The following is a 15,717-nucleotide window of genomic DNA, read 5'->3' as shown; positions in this document are numbered from 1 at the left end:
AAATAGCGCTCAGGGTACACCCTGGGCGCTATTTTTGGATGCCGCGGGATCAACTCATGGGCGATAGATAATCGCCGAGCCCCAGGACAGCCCTACACCGAAGCCACTCAGGGCCACACGTTGCCATTTCGACTCGAGCACGTGCTTTTCCAGCAGCAGCGGAATGCTCGACGATACGGTATTACCGGTCTCGACCATGTCCTTGATGAACTTCTCCGGCTCGCCTTCGAAACGGCGCGCCACGGCATCGACGATCGCCGCACTGCCCTGGTGGATACAGAACGCATCGATCTGCTCAGCCTTCAGGCCGGACTCATCCAGCAGCTCGTTCAAATGCGCCGGGACTTTCAGCAGGGCAAAGTTGAATACCTGGCGGCCATTCATGAAAAACACGCCATCGGTGACTTTCAAGTGTGGAGCGCCGGAACCGTCGGTGCCGAACTTGGCCTTGCCCAGCTGCCAGGGAGCGTCTTCGCCCATCCAGGTAGCGGTCGCCGCATCGCCGAACAGCATGGTGGTGTTGCGGTCTTCCGGATCGACGATCTTCGAGTAAGGGTCAGCGGTGACCAGCAGGCCGTTCTTCAGGCCCACGGCTTCCATGAAGCCCTTGAGCGCGTAGATGCCATAGACATAACCGGAGCAGCCCAGGGAAATATCGAAGGCCGCGACGTGGGTCGGCAGGCCCAGCTTGTCCTGGACGATGGCGGCGGTGTGCGGCAGGCCTTCTTCGTCGCCGTTCTGGGTGACGACGATCAGCGCGTCGATCGACTCGCGCGACAGTTGCGGGTTGTTGGCGAACAGCGCATTGACTGCTTCGACACACAGGTCCGAGGTTTCCTGCGTGGCGTCTTTGCGCGGCAGGAAGGCCGAACCGATCTTGCCCAGGATGAACTCTTCATCCTTCTCGAATTTTGCACCTTGTGCGTAATTGTCTACGCCGGCTACAGGCACGTAGCTCGCAATGCTCTTTATGCCAATCATTACGGCTTCCCAATAATAAACAGCTGAATACCCCGACCACCGGACCGGGGCTGCCGACAAACAGACATCCTGGCGCCCCTGACAGGCGACAGCGGGAAGAATAAAAGGCTATCACTGCGCCGTTTACCGGCCAGGCGCCATCTCCCCGATCAATACAATACAGTGAAGATGCGCGTTATGACTCGCAGGTCACGCTATTTTGCCGAATCAGCCATACAAACGGCTATTCGACAAATGCCCAATCCAGTGCGGTACCGCGCTTGAGGGTCTGGCGCGCGCAACGCCCGAGGACCGCGTCGATGTGCTTGGGGGCCAGCCCCAGGCCCGGACGGATGGCCCGGACGTTATCGCTGCTGAACACCTCCCCCGCCGCCATATCGCGGGTGACATAGAGGGAACGGCGGTACAACACCGACTGCCGCTCGGCCTCGGTCGCGCCGTAACGCACCTGGCCCAGGGCCTGCCAGGCACGTTCGGTTTCCACCACCAGGCTGTGCAGCTCCGCCGGTTCCAGGGAAAAACTCGCATCCACCCCGCCAGCGGCGCGATCAAGGGTGAAGTGTTTCTCCACCACAGTAGCGCCCAGCGCCACGGCGGCCACTGAAACCCCGACACCCATGGAGTGGTCGGACAAACCGACCTCGCAGCCGAACAGCTGGCGCAGATGGGGAATGGTCAGGATGTTGCTGTTTTCCGGCGAAGCCGGGTAGGTGCTGGTGCACTTGAGCAGCACCAAATCCTTGCAGCCGGCCTCCCGGGCGGCGCGCACGCTTTCGTCCAGCTCGGCGATGCTGGCCATGCCGGTGGAAATGATCAGCGGCTTGCCGGTGGCCGCCACCCGACGGATCAGCGGCAGGTCGGTGTTTTCGAAACTGGCGATCTTGTAGGCCGGCACCTTGAGGCTTTCGAGGAAGTCCACCGCGCTCTCATCGAACGGCGTGGAGAACGCCAGCATCCCCAGTTCCCTGGCGCGGGCGAAGATCGGTGCGTGCCACTGCCAGGGTGTGTGGGCTTTTTCATACAGGGCATACAGCGAAGAGCCGGCCCAGAGACTGGCCGGATCCTTGATGAAGAATTCGCCGTGGTCCAGGTCCAGGGTCATGGTGTCGGCGGTATAGGTCTGCAACTTCAAGGCATGGGCGCCGGCCTTGGCCGCGGCCTCGACGATCTGCAGGGCAACGCCCAGCGACTGGTTATGGTTGCCGCTCATCTCGGCAATGATGAACGGCGGCGAGCCGGCGCCGATCGAGCGCGAGCCGATGTTGAAACTAGTCATTGGGGTTTTCCTTCGATTCACGCGTAAATTCGCCAGTGGCCGGTGCATCACCGGCGCGGCGCAATGGGTTGCCGGTCATCTCGAACAGGGCTGTCGCCACCCGCGATGCACCCTGCCCGTCCACCAGTTGCCGGGAGCACTGCGCCAGGCTCTGGCGCAACGGGTAATCGCCAACGAGCGCCGCGACCGCCTGGCGGATCTGCTCGACATTCACCTGCTCGCTGGGCCCCAGGTAGACATGCACGCCCGCCTCGGCCAGCAGCCGGGCATTGGCCTCTTGATTGCCGGCCACGCTGATGCACAGGGTCGGCAGGCCCAGGGCGGCGCGCTCCCAACTGGTGCCGCCACCGGCGCCGATAAACAGGTCCGCCTCGGCCATCAAGCGGGAAAAATCGCTGACATAGGCGTGCAAACGCCAATGCCCGCGACCGGCCGCCAGTTCCTGCATCTGCGCCCAGGCCGGGTTGCCGGCCCCGGCGACAAAGTCCACCTGCAGGTCGTCGAACGCACTCAAGGCCAGCATCGCCTTGTGGGTCTGGCTGGCCGAATCGAAGCCGCCGAAATTCACCAGCACCCGACTCGCTCGCTCGCGAATGGCGATCGGCGGACAATGGAACTCCTCGCGCAGCAAGGCGAAGTGCGGCCCCAGCAACGCCCGGCACTCGGCGTCGATCAGGCCGGCATAGGCCTGGGGCGTGCCGCTGAAGTTCTGGTCGAGCAACAGATCGACCCCGTGCCGCCGGTTGGCCAGGTCATCGATGGCGGCAATCCGTGGCGCCCATTGCCGTGCCGCCTGCTGCCACTGCCGGTCGAGGCCGTAGTGATCGACCAGCACCCAATCGAATCGCGGCTGATCCTGCAACGCTGCCCGCAAGGCGGCGATATCCGCCTGCCAGGGCAAGGGCGCCTCGATGTCCTGCGCGCATTCACCCGGATAACTCGCCGGCAGGGCGAACGTCTGGAAACCCAGTCCGGCCAGGCGGTCCAATTGCTGCCGGGCAAGCTTCGGCAAGCGAAAGCCACTGTGGCGCCCTGCTCGTGCAACGCCCTGGCCAGGGTCAGGCAGCGGGCGATATGGCCGCTGCCAATGGCCGGTGAGGCGTCGGCCCGGATCAGCACTCTCACTCCAGCTCTCCACCGGCTTTCAGCGCCGCGTACAGATACTCCGCGCGCAGCCAGTCTTCCTCGGTGTCGATGTCCTGCACCAGATGGCGCGGCAGGATCACCGGCAGGCTGAGCGGGGAAAACACCAGGTCGCCGCGCAACCAGGACTCGCTGCGCCCCCAATAGAACTGCCCGGCATCCTGATAGGCCGGCGGCAGGTCCTGGGAGCGTGTGTTGCGAAACTCCGGATAAAGCGCAGTCAACGCGCCCTGCTCGTCCAGGGTCAGGGCGCGCTGCACCGGAAACGCAAAGCTGCACACGGAAAAGGCGAAGGACTTTTCAGGCTGAGCCTCCAGCGCCACCAAGCCCTGGCGCAGGTAGCGCAGTTGCAACAAGGGCGCGGTGGCGTAAATGCAGCAGGCGTAATCGAAGGTCTCGCCACGCTCGCGCAACGCATTCAAGGCATGCACGATCACCGGCCCGGTGCCGGTGAAATCGTCCGCCAGCTCGGCCGGACGCATGAATGGCACCGTGGCGCCGCTGGCCCTGGCCAGCTCGGCGATCTCCGGGTCGTCGGTACTGACCAGCACCTGATCGAACAACCCGGAGCGCAGCGCCGTGGCAATCGAGCGGGTAATCATCGGCACGCCGTCGAACGGCTTGAGGTTCTTGCGCGCTATGCGTTTGCTGCCGCCACGGGCGGGAATGATCGCGATGGCACTCAAGGCTGGGCGGGCTCCTGGATAAGCTGGCGCAATTGCTCGACCACATACGTCTGCTGCTCATCGTCCAGCGCCGGAAACAGCGGCAGGCTGATGGCTTCGCCGTAGTAGCGCTCGGCCTCGGGGAAATCCCCACGGCGAATCCCAGGTCGCGGTAATACGGCTGCAGATGCACCGGGATGTAATGCAGATTGACCCCGACCCCGGCCTCACGCAATGCCTCGAACACCTCGCGATGGGTGCGGAGGATGCGCTCGGGCTGCAAGCGCACCACGTACAGATGCCAAGCCGACTGCGCCTGCTCCTGAGCCTGCGGCAGGGTCAGCGGCAGATCGGCCAGCAGACGGTCATAACGGGCCGCCAGTTGCCGGCGCCGGGCAATGAAAGCGTCGAGCTTGTCCAGTTGGGACAAGCCCAGGGCTGCCTGCAGATCGGTGATGCGGTAATTGAAACCCAGCTCGGTCTGCTGGTAGTACCAGGGGCCGTGGCTGGGCTCGGTCATCTGCGCCGGGTCGCGGGTCATGCCGTGGCTGCGCAAGCGGCGCAAGCGGTCCGCCAACTGCGGGCTGTTGGTCAGGACCATGCCGCCCTCGGCGCTGGTGATAATTTTCACCGGATGAAAGCTGAACACCGTCATCGCCGCGAATTCGCCACAGCCCACCGGCCGCCCAGCATAGGAGGCGCCCACCGCGTGAGAGGCATCCTCGATCAGCACGAAGCCATAACGCTGCGCCAGCTGCGCCATGGCACGCATGTCGCAGCTTTGCCCGGAAAACGCCACCGCCACCACCACCTTGGGCAGTCTGCCCGTGCGCTCGGCGGCCTCAAGCTTATGCGCCAACGCCCGGGCATCCATGTTCCAGGTGTGCGGGTCGATATCGACGAAGTCCACCTCGGCGCCGCAATAACGTCCGCAGTTGGCCGAGGCCAGGAAGGTATTGGGCGTGGTCCACAGCCGGTCTCCCGGCCCCAGACCGGCGGCCAGGCAGGCGATGTGCAAGGCCGCCGTGGCATTGCACACCGCCACGCCATGGCCGGCCTCGCAGCGAGCGGCCATGGCCTGCTCGAAGCGTTCGATGGTCGGCCCTGGGTCAGCCAGTCGGACCGCAGCACCGCGACCACCGCATCGATGTCCGCCTGGTCGAGACTCTGGCGCCCGTAGGGAATCATGCCGGCAACCTGGCATGCAGCTCGGCGATCTGGCCCACCGAGAGGAAATGCGGATTGGTGTCGGAGCGGTATTCGAACGCCTCGCCCACCGGCCGCCCCTGTTCGCCCAGGCCGTCCACGGCAAAGTCGACGTTGACGTTGGTAAAGCGGATCGACGGCTGGATGGTGTAGTGATCGGTGAACTCCAGGGTCATGCGCGCGTCATCCAGCGGCACCATCAGCTCGTGGAGTTTTTCCCCGGACGAATGCCCACCTGCTTGTGCGGCAGGTTTTGCGCCATGCCACGCGCCAGGTCGACGATCCGGATCGACGGAATCTTCGGCACGAAGACTTCACCGCCATGCATGCGCGAGAAGCTGTCGAGCACGAACTGCACCCCGTGATCCAGGGTGATCCAGAAACGGGTCATGCGCGCGTCGGTGATCGGCAACTCGCAGGCGCCTTCGGCGATCAGCTGGCTGAAAAACGGCACCACCGAGCCCGGGAGCCAGCTACGTTGCCGTAGCGCACCACGGCAAAACGGGTCGGCTGGTCGCCGGCGATATTGTTCGCCGCGACGAACAACTTGTCCGACAGCAGCTTGGTCGCGCCGTACAGGTTGACCGGGCTCGCCGCTTTGTCGGTGGACAGGGCGATGACTTTCTTCACGCCGTTGTCGATGGCCGCGGCAATGATGTTTTCCGCGCCGTTGACGTTGGTGCGGATGCACTCGGTGGGGTTGTATTCCGCCGCCGGCACCTGCTTCAGCGCCGCAGCGTGCACCACATAGTCGATCCCGCGCATGGCCTGGCGCAGACGCTCGGCGTCACGCACGTCGCCGAGGAAATAACGCATGCAGGGCGCATTGAAGGTCTGCTGCATTTCGTACTGTTTCAGTTCATCGCGGGAGAACACCACTACCCGCTTGGGCCGGTATTGCTCCAGCAGGCGCCGGATGAAATTGCGCCCGAACGAGCCGGTGCCGCCAGAGATGAAAATCGATTTGCCGTTGAACATGTCTTGAGTCCTTTTTCCTGTCAGCCAGGCTTATGCGAGCAGCTGCGCCCAGTCGACACTGGCAGGAGCGCCAGGAGTGAAGCCCTTGCCAGTCCGGCTCAGGTTCTGGTTGCAGGCCACATCGTGTTCGAAGCGCGCCTGCCATTTGTCACGCAGCGCCGCCGCGACCTGGGTATCGTCCGCCAGGATGCCCGGATGGAGGATCTGCACCTGCGGGGTCCAGACCGTCAACAGGCCGGCATCGGCCACTTTCAGGCACAGGTCGACATCAGCGAATGCCTCGGCGAAGTGTTCTTCGTCCAGGCCACCGACAGCGTTGTAGACCTCCTTGCGAATCATCAGGCAGGCGCCGGAGACCGCCGAATAGTTCTGCTCGGCGAGCAAGCCGTTCAGGTAGCCGCTGGCGCCTTTCGGCTCACCGGCGAACGCCGCCCCCAGATGCCGTTCAACCCGAGAACCAGGCCAGCCGAGGTGGTCGCGCCCTTGGCGTCGACCAGGCGCGCGCCGACAATCCCCACCTCCGGCCGCTGCGCCTGATTGAGCAGGCTCTCCATCCAGTCGGCATTGACCACTTCGCCGTTGGCCGCCAGCAGCACCAGGTACTCGCCCCGGGCCTCCTGGCTCGCCGCGTTGTACAGCGCCGAGGCGTTCAGGCGCCGCGGGCTGCGCAGCACGCGGATACGATCACCCTTCTGCTCCAGGCTGGCGAGCCAGTTGGCCAGCTCTTCGGACTGGCTATGGTTGTCGGCGATGACCACTTCGTAGCGTTGGTAGCGCGTGCGTTGCAGCACGCTGACCAGGCAACGCTGCAGCTGCTCCAGATTGTCCTCGCTGCGCAGGATGATCGAGGCCAGCGGACGCTCGGCATGGCCGTAGTTGATCTGGTAGACCCCAGGCTGCGCCGCGCTGACCTGGGCCCGGTAGCCACGGTTGCCCAGATGACGGGTCAACGCCTGGCTTTGTTGGGTGTTCTCCTCCACCGTCGCGGCCTGGCCGAGCAACAGCGGCTCGGCCAGATGGGCCAGGCCGGCCAGCCCGCCGTCTTCGATCAGGCGCAGCAGCAGGTCGTATTCCATGGCCTGTGGAAAGGCCGTCGAATAACCACCGGCGGCCACCAGTACATCACGGCGAATCAGCCAGTGGCCGGCCATCAGGTCCGGCACGCTTTGCAGCAGGTCGAGGTTGACGCCCGGGCGGAACACATCCTTCAGCGCGCCATCGGCACCGTAGTGGATTTCGTCCATGGCCACCGCGCGGCAACCTTCGGCGCCGAGCAGTTCCAGGCTGGCGCGCAGCAGGCCGCTGGCGGTGAAACGCTCGCCGGCACGGGCCAGGAGCAACCAGTCGCGGGAGGATTGCGTCACGATCTGGTTGATGCGCTCCACATAGTTGCTGGTGCTGACCTTGACGAAATGCACGGTGTCCTGGGCGGTGGTGGTCGCCGGCAGGTCGCCCGTGGTGAAGACCACCACCTGGAAGGACCGGCAATGGCCGTTGACCAGGCTGTCGAAGGTCGCCTGCAGCTTGACCATGTCCGCGTCGAGGTCGAGCAGCAGGATGCCGAAGCTCGGGCCACCGTTGTGCCGGGCCAGGTGCTCGTTGATCGCCTTGAGCTGCTGCGCCTCGGGGTTGCGCGCCTCCAGCCATTTCAGCAGGCGCCCCGAAGGCATGTTTTCCAACAGCGCCGGGCTGTCCTGGAAAGGCAGCGACGCCAGGCGCTCGGCCCAGGCCTGCAATTTGCGGGCATCGTTCTGCTCCTGAAGGTCCTGCCCCTCGCAAGCCAGCAGCGAGGCCGCCAGACGCTGGACCACCTCAAGGTTGAACAGGTTGCACGACAGCGCCTCCCACAGGCGGCTGCGCAGGGTGCGGTCGGTGTCGTTGGGTTGTACCTGCATCAGTTCCTGCTGCTTGAGCAGTACGCCTTCGAGCTCCTGCAGTTGCAGGCGGCCGGCCGGCATCCCATGCATGAGGAATTCGAACTCGGTCAACAAGTCGAACATCGGCTTGTTGTAGAACGGCATCTCGACGAACTGCTCCGGGCCGAACGAACGCACCGGCTCGGCCCCGGCTCGAGCCAGGCCGAACGGAAAATCATCTTGCCGTTGAGCGAGCGCCCGGTGAGCAGGCACTCGGCCATGGCCGTGAAGCTGTCCAGGGCAATCTGTTTGGCCCGCTGTGGGTCCAGGCCGCTCAAACCGGTAGGCAACGACGCCAGGAACCCGGCGAACGCCTCGCGCTGGGCCACCGACTTGGCGTCGCCGTAGGTCAGCACCGTCAACACATCGGTGTTGTGCTCCGAGGCGTTGTAGTTGACTTCCCGCACGGCGAACGGGATCGGCAGGATCCGCGCCTTGGCCGAGGCCAGCAGGAAGAAGGTATGACCGATCTCCTGCCATTCGAAACTGGTCCCCGGCGGCAGCAGGCTGTACCACTGTTGCAGCAGGTCGGTGCGGGTCACCGCGTAGAACGGCGGCAGGAAATGGCTCATGAACGCCATGACCCGCTCGCCGGCATCTGCCGAGGCGTAGTCCTCGATCACCCGGCAATCGCGGCGGTAGTAGTTCACCTCGGCGGCGCGGGCCAGGTACATCATCCCGTAGCCATGGCACAGGCCGTAGTCGGGGTTGGCTTCGAGAAACTCCACCGACTCGGTCAACGCGCCATGGAGCAGGAAGTCGTCGTCGGCAGCAAATACCATGTACGGCGTGGTCACCTGCCCGACACCGTAGGTGAGCTTGTCCTGCAGGCCCTTGTAGGTGTACTGCGGCAGATGCCGGTAGTCGACCTGGGGGAACTGCCCGGCCAGGCTTTCGTCGGCGTGCAGCGAAGAGTCCAGCACCAGGATCTTGCAGGGGTAGGTGCTGTAGTACTGCAAGGTGCGGCGCAAGAACGCCTTGCGATTGTGGGACATCACCACCAGCGTGAAACGCTCGCTCAACGGTGCGCTAGTGTTTTGAGCCTTGTCTTGAACCTGCATCAGTGTTTCCCCACAACCGGCAAAGTGCTGTTACCTGCAAACCATTGAATTCAACGAACGCGACGCAGATAGCCATCCGGCGCCACGGTGATCAGCAGCTTGTTCTGCATCTGGTAGTCGATCTCGAAGTCGCGGTTCTCTTCCAGGTAGGCCCAGACCGCGGTTTTCGGGTTGTCGCCCGGGCCCCATGGACGGTCCGGGAAGAAGTCCGCCGGCATGTCCTCGACCACGGTGTCCATCACCACGCAGTAGCTGTCCACCGACACCAGCGGCGCGTACAAACGCAGCTCCTCGAGCACGTGCTCGTGGGTGTGGTTGGAGTCAAGTACCAGAATCACTTTTTTGCCTTCGGCGGCGGCGCGCACCTTGGCGGCAATCGCCGGATCGATGCTCGAGCCTTCGATCATCTTGATGCGCTTGCTCATCGGATGGCTTTCGATGGCTTCGCGGTTATGCGCGCGGATATCCAGGTCGATGCCCAGCACTTCACCGTGGCCCTGCAGTTCGAGCAGCGAGGCGTAGTAGATGATCGAGCCGCCGTGGGCGATGCCGCATTCGATCACCAGGTCCGGCTTGACCCGCCAGATGATCTCCTGCATGGCCATCATGTCCTGGGGCAGCTGGATGATCGGGCGGCCCATCCAGGAGAAGTGATAGCTGTACTTGTGGCCGGCGGACTCGTTGAAGAAGTCGCGCGCCAGGCCCTTGAGTTTCTGGTCTTCGCCTGGGCGCGGATCTGCTCCTGACACTCGGCTTCGAAGGCTTGGATAATGCTGTTGTCGGTCATGGTCGGGTCTCAATAAACGTCATTTGAACGAAGCGCTGTCGACTGCGTGATAGACATAACGCCCATCGGTCATACGCTTGATTTCGTCGAGATAGTTGGAATTCATCACAAACAGGTGAGCGCCCTCGGACAAGGTCGCCATGGCCTCTTCGGGGGACGATACACGGGCGCCGCTCAGGGGCAGATAACGGCCCTGCTTGGCCGGATTGATATCCACCACCTGGTCCACCGAAACGCCCGCGCGCTGCAGGAACAACGAATAGATCACACCCTTGGAAGACGCGCCCCAGATCGCCGAGCCCGCCTCGGGCTGGGCCTGGATGATCTGCTTGGCCCGCTCGAGGCTGGCAGTGAAATCCAGCGGCATCTTCAGGCGCTCGACCGGCGTCTCGCCGGGCTCGCGCAAGGTGCCGAGGTCGGCCACCACGTACAGGTACTGGCCGCCGAACAGGTGGCCGGCTTCGTGCACTGTGCCGAACATCCGGCGCAGGTCGTCCAGGCGGAAGTAGTTGACGTGCTCGTAGAACACGTCGAACCAGGCGCGATGCTCGACGATCCAGTCGAAGCACGGCACTTCGATGTAGATCTGCCCGCCCTGATTGGCCTCGGCCATCTGTGCCAGGAACGCCCGCGGGTCGGCAATATGCTCCAGCACATGGCGCAACACCACGGCATCGGCCGACAGGCCCAGGCCAGAGGTAAAGGGCGCCTTGATCACATCGGCGTTATCGCCTTCGTAGGCCGGGTCGATGCCGGTGATGCGATAGCCCCGCTCACGCAGCAACTCAAGGAAATAGCCCTTGCCGCAACCGACCTCAATCAGTTCGCGGCCCTTGAAATGCCGGGCGATGATGCCCTCGACATCCAGCAGGTGACGCTGGAACTGCGCCGAGTGGGCCTGCTCGTTCTGGTAGTCGCTGTCGTAGCTCAGCTTGTCGGGGTCGAAGGCCTGGTTGAAGATCAGGCCGCTCTCCTCGTCCTGCACCAGCACCATGTCGGCACAGGCCGACGCCCTGGCGCTCTGCGCGTCGGCGAAGGTGCGATTCTGCAGCACCGGCAGGTCCATGACCCGATACAACTCATGCCCCATGTTCTGCTCCCAATAGTTGTTGCAGGCGCTCGTTCGCCCCCCAGAACGCCATGGGTTCGTGGGCGGGATAGGGGTAATGCCCCAGGTTCAGGCGGATCATCGAGCCGCGCTCGCGCACCCGTCGCTCGACCAGCGCACGAACCGATATCGGCTGGCCGCTGGAACAGTTGACCACCCCGGAAAAATCCCGCCGTTGCAGCAACGCCGCCAGGCTGGCGGCGGCGTCTTCGATGGCCAGGTAATCGCGCAGCTGTTCGCCGGCGGACATGTCGAACACCGCATCGCCGGCGTCGATCGCCCGGTCCAGGGCGGCCAGCAGGCTGTTGGGGTTCTGCCCGGCGCCATGCAGGTAGAACAGCCGCGCCCATTGCAGGGTGAAAGGCAGTTGCTGCTGCAGGTTTTCCAGGAACAGCCGCAGGCTGTGCTTGGCCAACCCATAGGGATTGCTCGGCTGCGCCGGCGTCTGCTCGTCGAGCGGACCGCTCTGCATACCGTATTCGAAACAGGTGCCGGTGATCATGACCTGGGGCACGCCCGCCTCGACCGCGGCCTTGATGAACCGATAGTCGGCCATCAGGTTGTGCTCGTAGTGGAACAGCGCCTGGTAATTCGGCAGCCCCGGCCAGGCCAGGTGCGCCAGGGCATCGACGCCCTCGACCAGGGCGGCGATATCGGTGTCGGCGGCATGCACGTCCGCGGCCACCCGCTCCACCGCTCCAACCCAGGGCATGGCGGCCAGCTTTTGTGGGTCACGGGCCAGCGCCCGCACCTGGCAGCCGCGGGCCAGCAAGGCGGCGACCAGATGCCGGCCGACAAACCCGCTGGCCCCGGTGACCAGTACCTTCAGGCCACTCACAGCAGCTTCAACTCGGGCACGGCGATCACAAAACGCCCGCCCCACTGGCGAACGTGGGCCAGTTGCTCGCTGACTTCCGACAGCAGGTTCCACGGCAACACCAGCACATAGTCCGGGCGCTCGCTATCGATACGCTCGGGCGCGACCACCGCAATCCTGCTGCCGGGCAGGAACTTGCCCTGCTTGTGCGGGCTGGCGTCGGCGACCCAGGCCAGCAAGTCCGGCTTGACCCCGGCGTAATTGAGCAAGGTGTTGCCCTTGGCCGCGGCGCCATAACCCACCACGCGCTTGCCTTCGGCCTTGGCCTGGAGCAGGAAGCGCAACAGGTCATGCTTGATGCGTTCCGCAGCGGGTGCCAGCGTGGCGTAGAACTCGGGGGTCTTCACGCCCGCGTCGAACTCGGTTTGCAACTGCTGCTGCACCGCCGGTTGCACGGCGCGGCGTTCGCCGTCCTTGCGCTGGACGAAAACCCGTAGCGAACCACCATGGGTGGTCAGTTGGCTGACGTCGAAGACTTCCAGTCCGTTACGCTCGCACAGTGCCTGCACGGCGGTCAGCGACAGATAGGAATAGTGTTCGTGATAGAGCGTGTCGAACTGCGCGCCGGCCATCAGCGTCAGCAGTTGCGGGAATTCGAAGGTGGCCACGCCGGTCGGCTTGAGCAGCGTCGCGAAACCGCCGAGGAAATCGTTGATGTCCGGTACATGGGCCAGCACATTGTTGGCCGCCATCAGGTCGGCGGCCCAGCCTTGGTTTTTCAGCTGCGCGGCAGTGTCGCGACCGAAGAACAGCTCACGAATCTCCAGGCCTTTTTCCCGCGCGGCTTGCGCGGTGCTGCGGGTCGGCTCGACGCCCAGGCATTTGATCCCGCGAGCGGCCACGTACTGCAACAGGTAACCGTCGTTGGCGGCGACTTCCACCACACGGCTGTCAGCCTTCAAGCCAAAGCGCTCGACCATCTCGGCCACATAGCGCTCGGCGTGGGCCAGCCAAGTGCTGGAAAACGAACTGAAGTAGGCGTACTCGGCATCGAACAGGCTTTCGGCGCTGGTGTAATCCTCGGTCTGTACCAGCCAGCATTGCTGGCACACGGCGACCTTCAGCGGCACCCATTGCTCGGCCTGTTCAAGACGCTCGGCATGCACATAGGCGTTGGATGGTGGCGAGGTGCCGAGGTCGATCAGCGGCAGGCTCAGCGGTGCGGCGCACCCACGGCAGTTCATAGACGCACTCCAGCAAAGTGTTGATCGAGCGCGGGATGGCTGGAATCCCGGGCCGACAGATTATTGACAGGCAACGGCCAAGCAATCGCCAGCCGTGGATCGTTCACCGACAGACCGCCCTCGTGCTCCGGCGTGTAATCGGCGCTGTGCAGGTAGAGCAGCTCGGCGTCGTCGGTGAGGGTCTGAAAACCGTGGGCGAATCCGGCCGGGATAAGCAGGCTACGGCCATCGCCGGCCTTCAGGTGCTCGGCGTGCCAGTGCAGAAAGGTCTCGGAGTCCGGACGCAGATCCACCGCCACATCCCACACCTCGCCGCGCAGGCAGGTGATCAGCTTGGCTTCCGGCGCATTGGCGTTCTGGTAATGCAGACCGCGCACACTGCCCTTCTCGCGGGTACAGGAATGGTTGATCTGGCGGATATGAAACTCGCTGCCGAATGCACTCAGACTGCCTTCGCAGAACAGCCGGGCGAAATGTCCGCGCTGATCCTCGAAGCGCTTGTGCTGGACGCTGAACAGCCCGGCCAGCGGCAGCTGTTTCAAGGAAAACTCGCTCACAGCGCGCCCCGGTACAGGTTCAGTTGAGCGAGGGTCACAGTGCGCATGTCGTCGCCTCGTTGCCAGGCCAGGTGCCAGTCCAGGGTCTGCGCCAGGCATTGCTGCAGCGACCAGCGCGGTTGCCAGGCCAGCAGCTGGCGTGCGCGGCTGCTGTCCAGGCGCAACAGGCCGGCTTCGTGCAGCTCGCTCGGCTCGATCCGCAGCCCGGGGGCGGCCGGCCAGCGCGCGGCCAGCAACTCGACCACTTCACCGACGCTGCACATGTCCGCTTCGCTTGGCCCGAAGTTCCAGGCCCCGGCGAACCGCGGCCCTTGTTCGTAGAGGCCGGCGGCCAGTTGCAGGTAGCCGGCCAGTGGCTCCAGGGCGTGCTGCCATGGGCGCACCGCCTGCGGGTAGCGCAGGGTCACCGGCTCGTCGGCCGACCAGGCCTTGAGCACATCGGGGATCAGCCGTTCCGGGGCAAAGTCGCCGCCGCCCAGTACGTTGCCGGCACGCGCCGTGGCCAGGGCCAGGCCGTGTTCGGCGTACTTGTCGGCCGGGAAAAACGACGCGGCATAGGACTGCGCCAGCAACTCGCAGCACGCCTTGCTGCTGCTGTAGGGATCATGCCCGCCCAGGGCTTCGTTTTCACGGTAGGGCCACAGCCATTCCTGGTTGGCGTAGACCTTGTCGGTGGTCACCAGCACACAGGCACGCACGCCGCCGACCTGACGGATCGCTTCCAGCAGGTTCAGGGTGCCCATCACGTTGCTGGAGTAAGTACCCAGCGGGTCGCGATAGCCCTCGCGTACCAACGGTTGCGCCGCCAGGTGCAGGACGATTTCCGGCTGCGTCTCGGCGATCAGCTCCAGCAAGGCGCCAAGGTCGCGCAGGTCGCCACGCTGGTCGTTGATACCCTCGGCAACCCGCGCCAGCTCGAACAGGCTCGGCTCGGTCGCAGGGTCCAGGGAGAAACCGCTGACTTCGGCCCCCAGGCTTTGCAGCCACAGGGTCAGCCAGCTGCCCTTGAAACCGGTGTGGCCGGTCAGCAGGACCCGCTTGCCGCGCCAGAATTGCGCGCTCAGTCCCACTGCTTCCATGGGGCCTCCCCGCTCTGCCAGAGTTGCTCCAGGTGGTTCTTGTCACGCAGGGTGTCCATCGGATGCCAGAAGCCGTCGTGCTGGAAGGCATGCAACTGGCCTTGCCCGGCCAGCGTGGTCAGCGGCTCGGCTTCCCACACCGTGTCGTCGGCCGTCAGCAGCGGCAACACCTTGGGTGACAGCACGAAAAAACCGCCATTGATCCAGCCACCGTCACCGCGGGGCTTTTCGGTAAAGCCCAGGACGCTGTCGCCATCGCGTTCCAGGGCGCCGTAACGGCCAGGCGGCTGCACCGCGGTGACGGTCGCGTGCTTGCCATGGGCCAGGTGGAAGTCCACCAGGGCACCGATATTCAGGTCGGAAACGCCGTCGCCGTAGGTAAAGCAGAAGGCTTCTTCGTTCTCCAGGTAGCGTCCGGCCCGGCGCAGACGGCCGCCGGTCATGGTTTCCTCACCGGTGTCGATCAGGGTCACGCGCCAGGGCTCGCTGTAGTTCTGGTGAACGTCCATGCGGTTTTCCCGCATGTCGAAGGTGACGTCGGAGGTGTGCAGAAAGTAGTTGGCGAAGAAATCCTTGATCGCGTACCCCTTGTAGCCCAGGCAGATCACGAAGTCGTGAATACCGTGGGCCGAGTACTGCTTCATGATGTGCCAGAGAATTGGCTTGCCGCCAATCTCGATCATCGGCTTGGGCTTGAGATGGGACTCCTCGCTGATGCGCGTGCCCAGGCCACCCGCCAAAATAACTGCCTTCATCGTCTCCCCTCTTGTTCGTCACAGGGCTCTGCCAAGCTGTACCGAGCTTTTTGCGGGCCTTCTGGATAAAACCTTGTGCCGTTGGCGGCGCTTCGCTGTTTGACGCAAGCGCTCGTTTTATGGCGATTTCGAGGGGGCTTGCAG

General features: G+C 64.2%; 9 protein-coding genes and 5 pseudogenes. All 14 read right to left on the bottom strand.

Annotated elements, in window-relative coordinates:
- Nucleotides 1-54: 54 nt before the first annotated feature.
- A complete protein-coding gene (locus PMI20_RS11360) occupies nucleotides 55-981 on the bottom strand; it encodes a ketoacyl-ACP synthase III (RefSeq protein ID WP_007922650.1) in 927 nt (308 codons plus the stop codon).
- 223 nt (nucleotides 982-1,204) lie between these two features.
- The gene (gene pseI, locus PMI20_RS11355) at nucleotides 1,205-2,257 is read right to left on the bottom strand and encodes a pseudaminic acid synthase (RefSeq protein ID WP_007922654.1); all 1,053 of its coding nucleotides are present in this window, start codon (nucleotides 2,255-2,257) and stop codon (nucleotides 1,205-1,207) included.
- An 85-nt stretch (nucleotides 2,258-2,342) separates the two neighbouring features.
- Nucleotides 2,343-3,382: pseudogene (gene pseG / locus PMI20_RS11350) on the bottom strand (UDP-2,4-diacetamido-2,4,6-trideoxy-beta-L-altropyranose hydrolase); the annotation flags it as partial.
- Nucleotides 3,379-4,086: a pseudaminic acid cytidylyltransferase gene (pseF, locus tag PMI20_RS11345; RefSeq protein ID WP_007922657.1), complete on the bottom strand. Its 708-nt coding sequence runs from the start codon at nucleotides 4,084-4,086 to the stop codon at nucleotides 3,379-3,381. The pseudogene pseG and the gene pseF, both read right to left, overlap by 4 nt.
- Nucleotides 4,083-5,253, bottom strand: a pseudogene (pseC, locus tag PMI20_RS11340) (UDP-4-amino-4,6-dideoxy-N-acetyl-beta-L-altrosamine transaminase). The gene pseF and the pseudogene pseC overlap by 4 nt, the downstream one beginning before the upstream one ends.
- A pseudogene (gene pseB, locus PMI20_RS11335) lies at nucleotides 5,250-6,249 on the bottom strand (UDP-N-acetylglucosamine 4,6-dehydratase (inverting)). The pseudogenes pseC and pseB overlap by 4 nt, the downstream one beginning before the upstream one ends.
- 30 nt (nucleotides 6,250-6,279) lie before the next feature.
- Nucleotides 6,280-9,226: pseudogene (locus tag PMI20_RS11330) on the bottom strand (TIGR00180 family glycosyltransferase).
- A gap of 50 nt (nucleotides 9,227-9,276) precedes the next feature.
- Nucleotides 9,277-10,013, bottom strand: a pseudogene (locus PMI20_RS11325) (cephalosporin hydroxylase family protein).
- Between the two features lie 19 nt (nucleotides 10,014-10,032).
- Nucleotides 10,033-11,103: a class I SAM-dependent methyltransferase gene (locus PMI20_RS11320; protein ID WP_007922662.1), complete on the bottom strand. Its 1,071-nt coding sequence runs from the start codon at nucleotides 11,101-11,103 to the stop codon at nucleotides 10,033-10,035.
- Complete coding sequence (locus tag PMI20_RS11315; RefSeq protein ID WP_177323778.1) at nucleotides 11,093-11,950, bottom strand: NAD-dependent epimerase/dehydratase family protein; 858 nt, start codon at nucleotides 11,948-11,950, stop codon at nucleotides 11,093-11,095. Before PMI20_RS11315 ends, PMI20_RS11320 begins: the two co-directional genes overlap by 11 nt.
- A 5-nt stretch (nucleotides 11,951-11,955) precedes the next feature.
- A complete protein-coding gene (locus PMI20_RS11310; RefSeq protein ID WP_007922671.1) occupies nucleotides 11,956-13,182 on the bottom strand; it encodes a class I SAM-dependent methyltransferase in 1,227 nt (408 codons plus the stop codon).
- Nucleotides 13,179-13,739: a dTDP-4-dehydrorhamnose 3,5-epimerase gene (gene rfbC, locus PMI20_RS11305; RefSeq protein WP_007922673.1), complete on the bottom strand. Its 561-nt coding sequence runs from the start codon at nucleotides 13,737-13,739 to the stop codon at nucleotides 13,179-13,181. Before rfbC ends, PMI20_RS11310 begins: the two co-directional genes overlap by 4 nt.
- A complete protein-coding gene (rfbG, locus tag PMI20_RS11300; RefSeq protein WP_007922675.1) occupies nucleotides 13,736-14,818 on the bottom strand; it encodes a CDP-glucose 4,6-dehydratase in 1,083 nt (360 codons plus the stop codon). Before rfbG ends, rfbC begins: the two co-directional genes overlap by 4 nt.
- Nucleotides 14,800-15,573: a glucose-1-phosphate cytidylyltransferase gene (rfbF, locus tag PMI20_RS11295; RefSeq protein ID WP_007922676.1), complete on the bottom strand. Its 774-nt coding sequence runs from the start codon at nucleotides 15,571-15,573 to the stop codon at nucleotides 14,800-14,802. Before rfbF ends, rfbG begins: the two co-directional genes overlap by 19 nt.
- Nucleotides 15,574-15,717: the final 144 nt, after the last annotated feature.

The sequence above is a fragment of the Pseudomonas sp. GM17 genome, assembly GCF_000282175.2.
GTDB lineage: Bacteria > Pseudomonadota > Gammaproteobacteria > Pseudomonadales > Pseudomonadaceae > Aquipseudomonas > Aquipseudomonas chlororaphis.
The sequence above is the reverse complement of the archived record's forward strand: the minus strand, read 5'-3'. Positions and strand labels throughout refer to the sequence as shown.

Excerpts from the sequence above, each read along its gene's own strand:
- rfbF (WP_007922676.1), bottom strand. The coding sequence starts at position 15,573 with ATGAAGGCAGTTATTTTGGCGGGTGGCCTGGGCACGCGCATCAGCGAG.
- PMI20_RS11360 (WP_007922650.1), bottom strand. The coding sequence starts at position 981 with ATGATTGGCATAAAGAGCATTGCGAGCTACGTGCCTGTAGCCGGCGTA.
- rfbG (WP_007922675.1), bottom strand. The coding sequence starts at position 14,818 with ATGGAAGCAGTGGGACTGAGCGCGCAATTCTGGCGCGGCAAGCGGGTC.
- PMI20_RS11310 (WP_007922671.1), bottom strand. The coding sequence starts at position 13,182 with ATGAACTGCCGTGGGTGCGCCGCACCGCTGAGCCTGCCGCTGATCGAC.
- PMI20_RS11320 (WP_007922662.1), bottom strand. The coding sequence starts at position 11,103 with ATGGGGCATGAGTTGTATCGGGTCATGGACCTGCCGGTGCTGCAGAAT.
- pseI (WP_007922654.1), bottom strand. The coding sequence starts at position 2,257 with ATGACTAGTTTCAACATCGGCTCGCGCTCGATCGGCGCCGGCTCGCCG.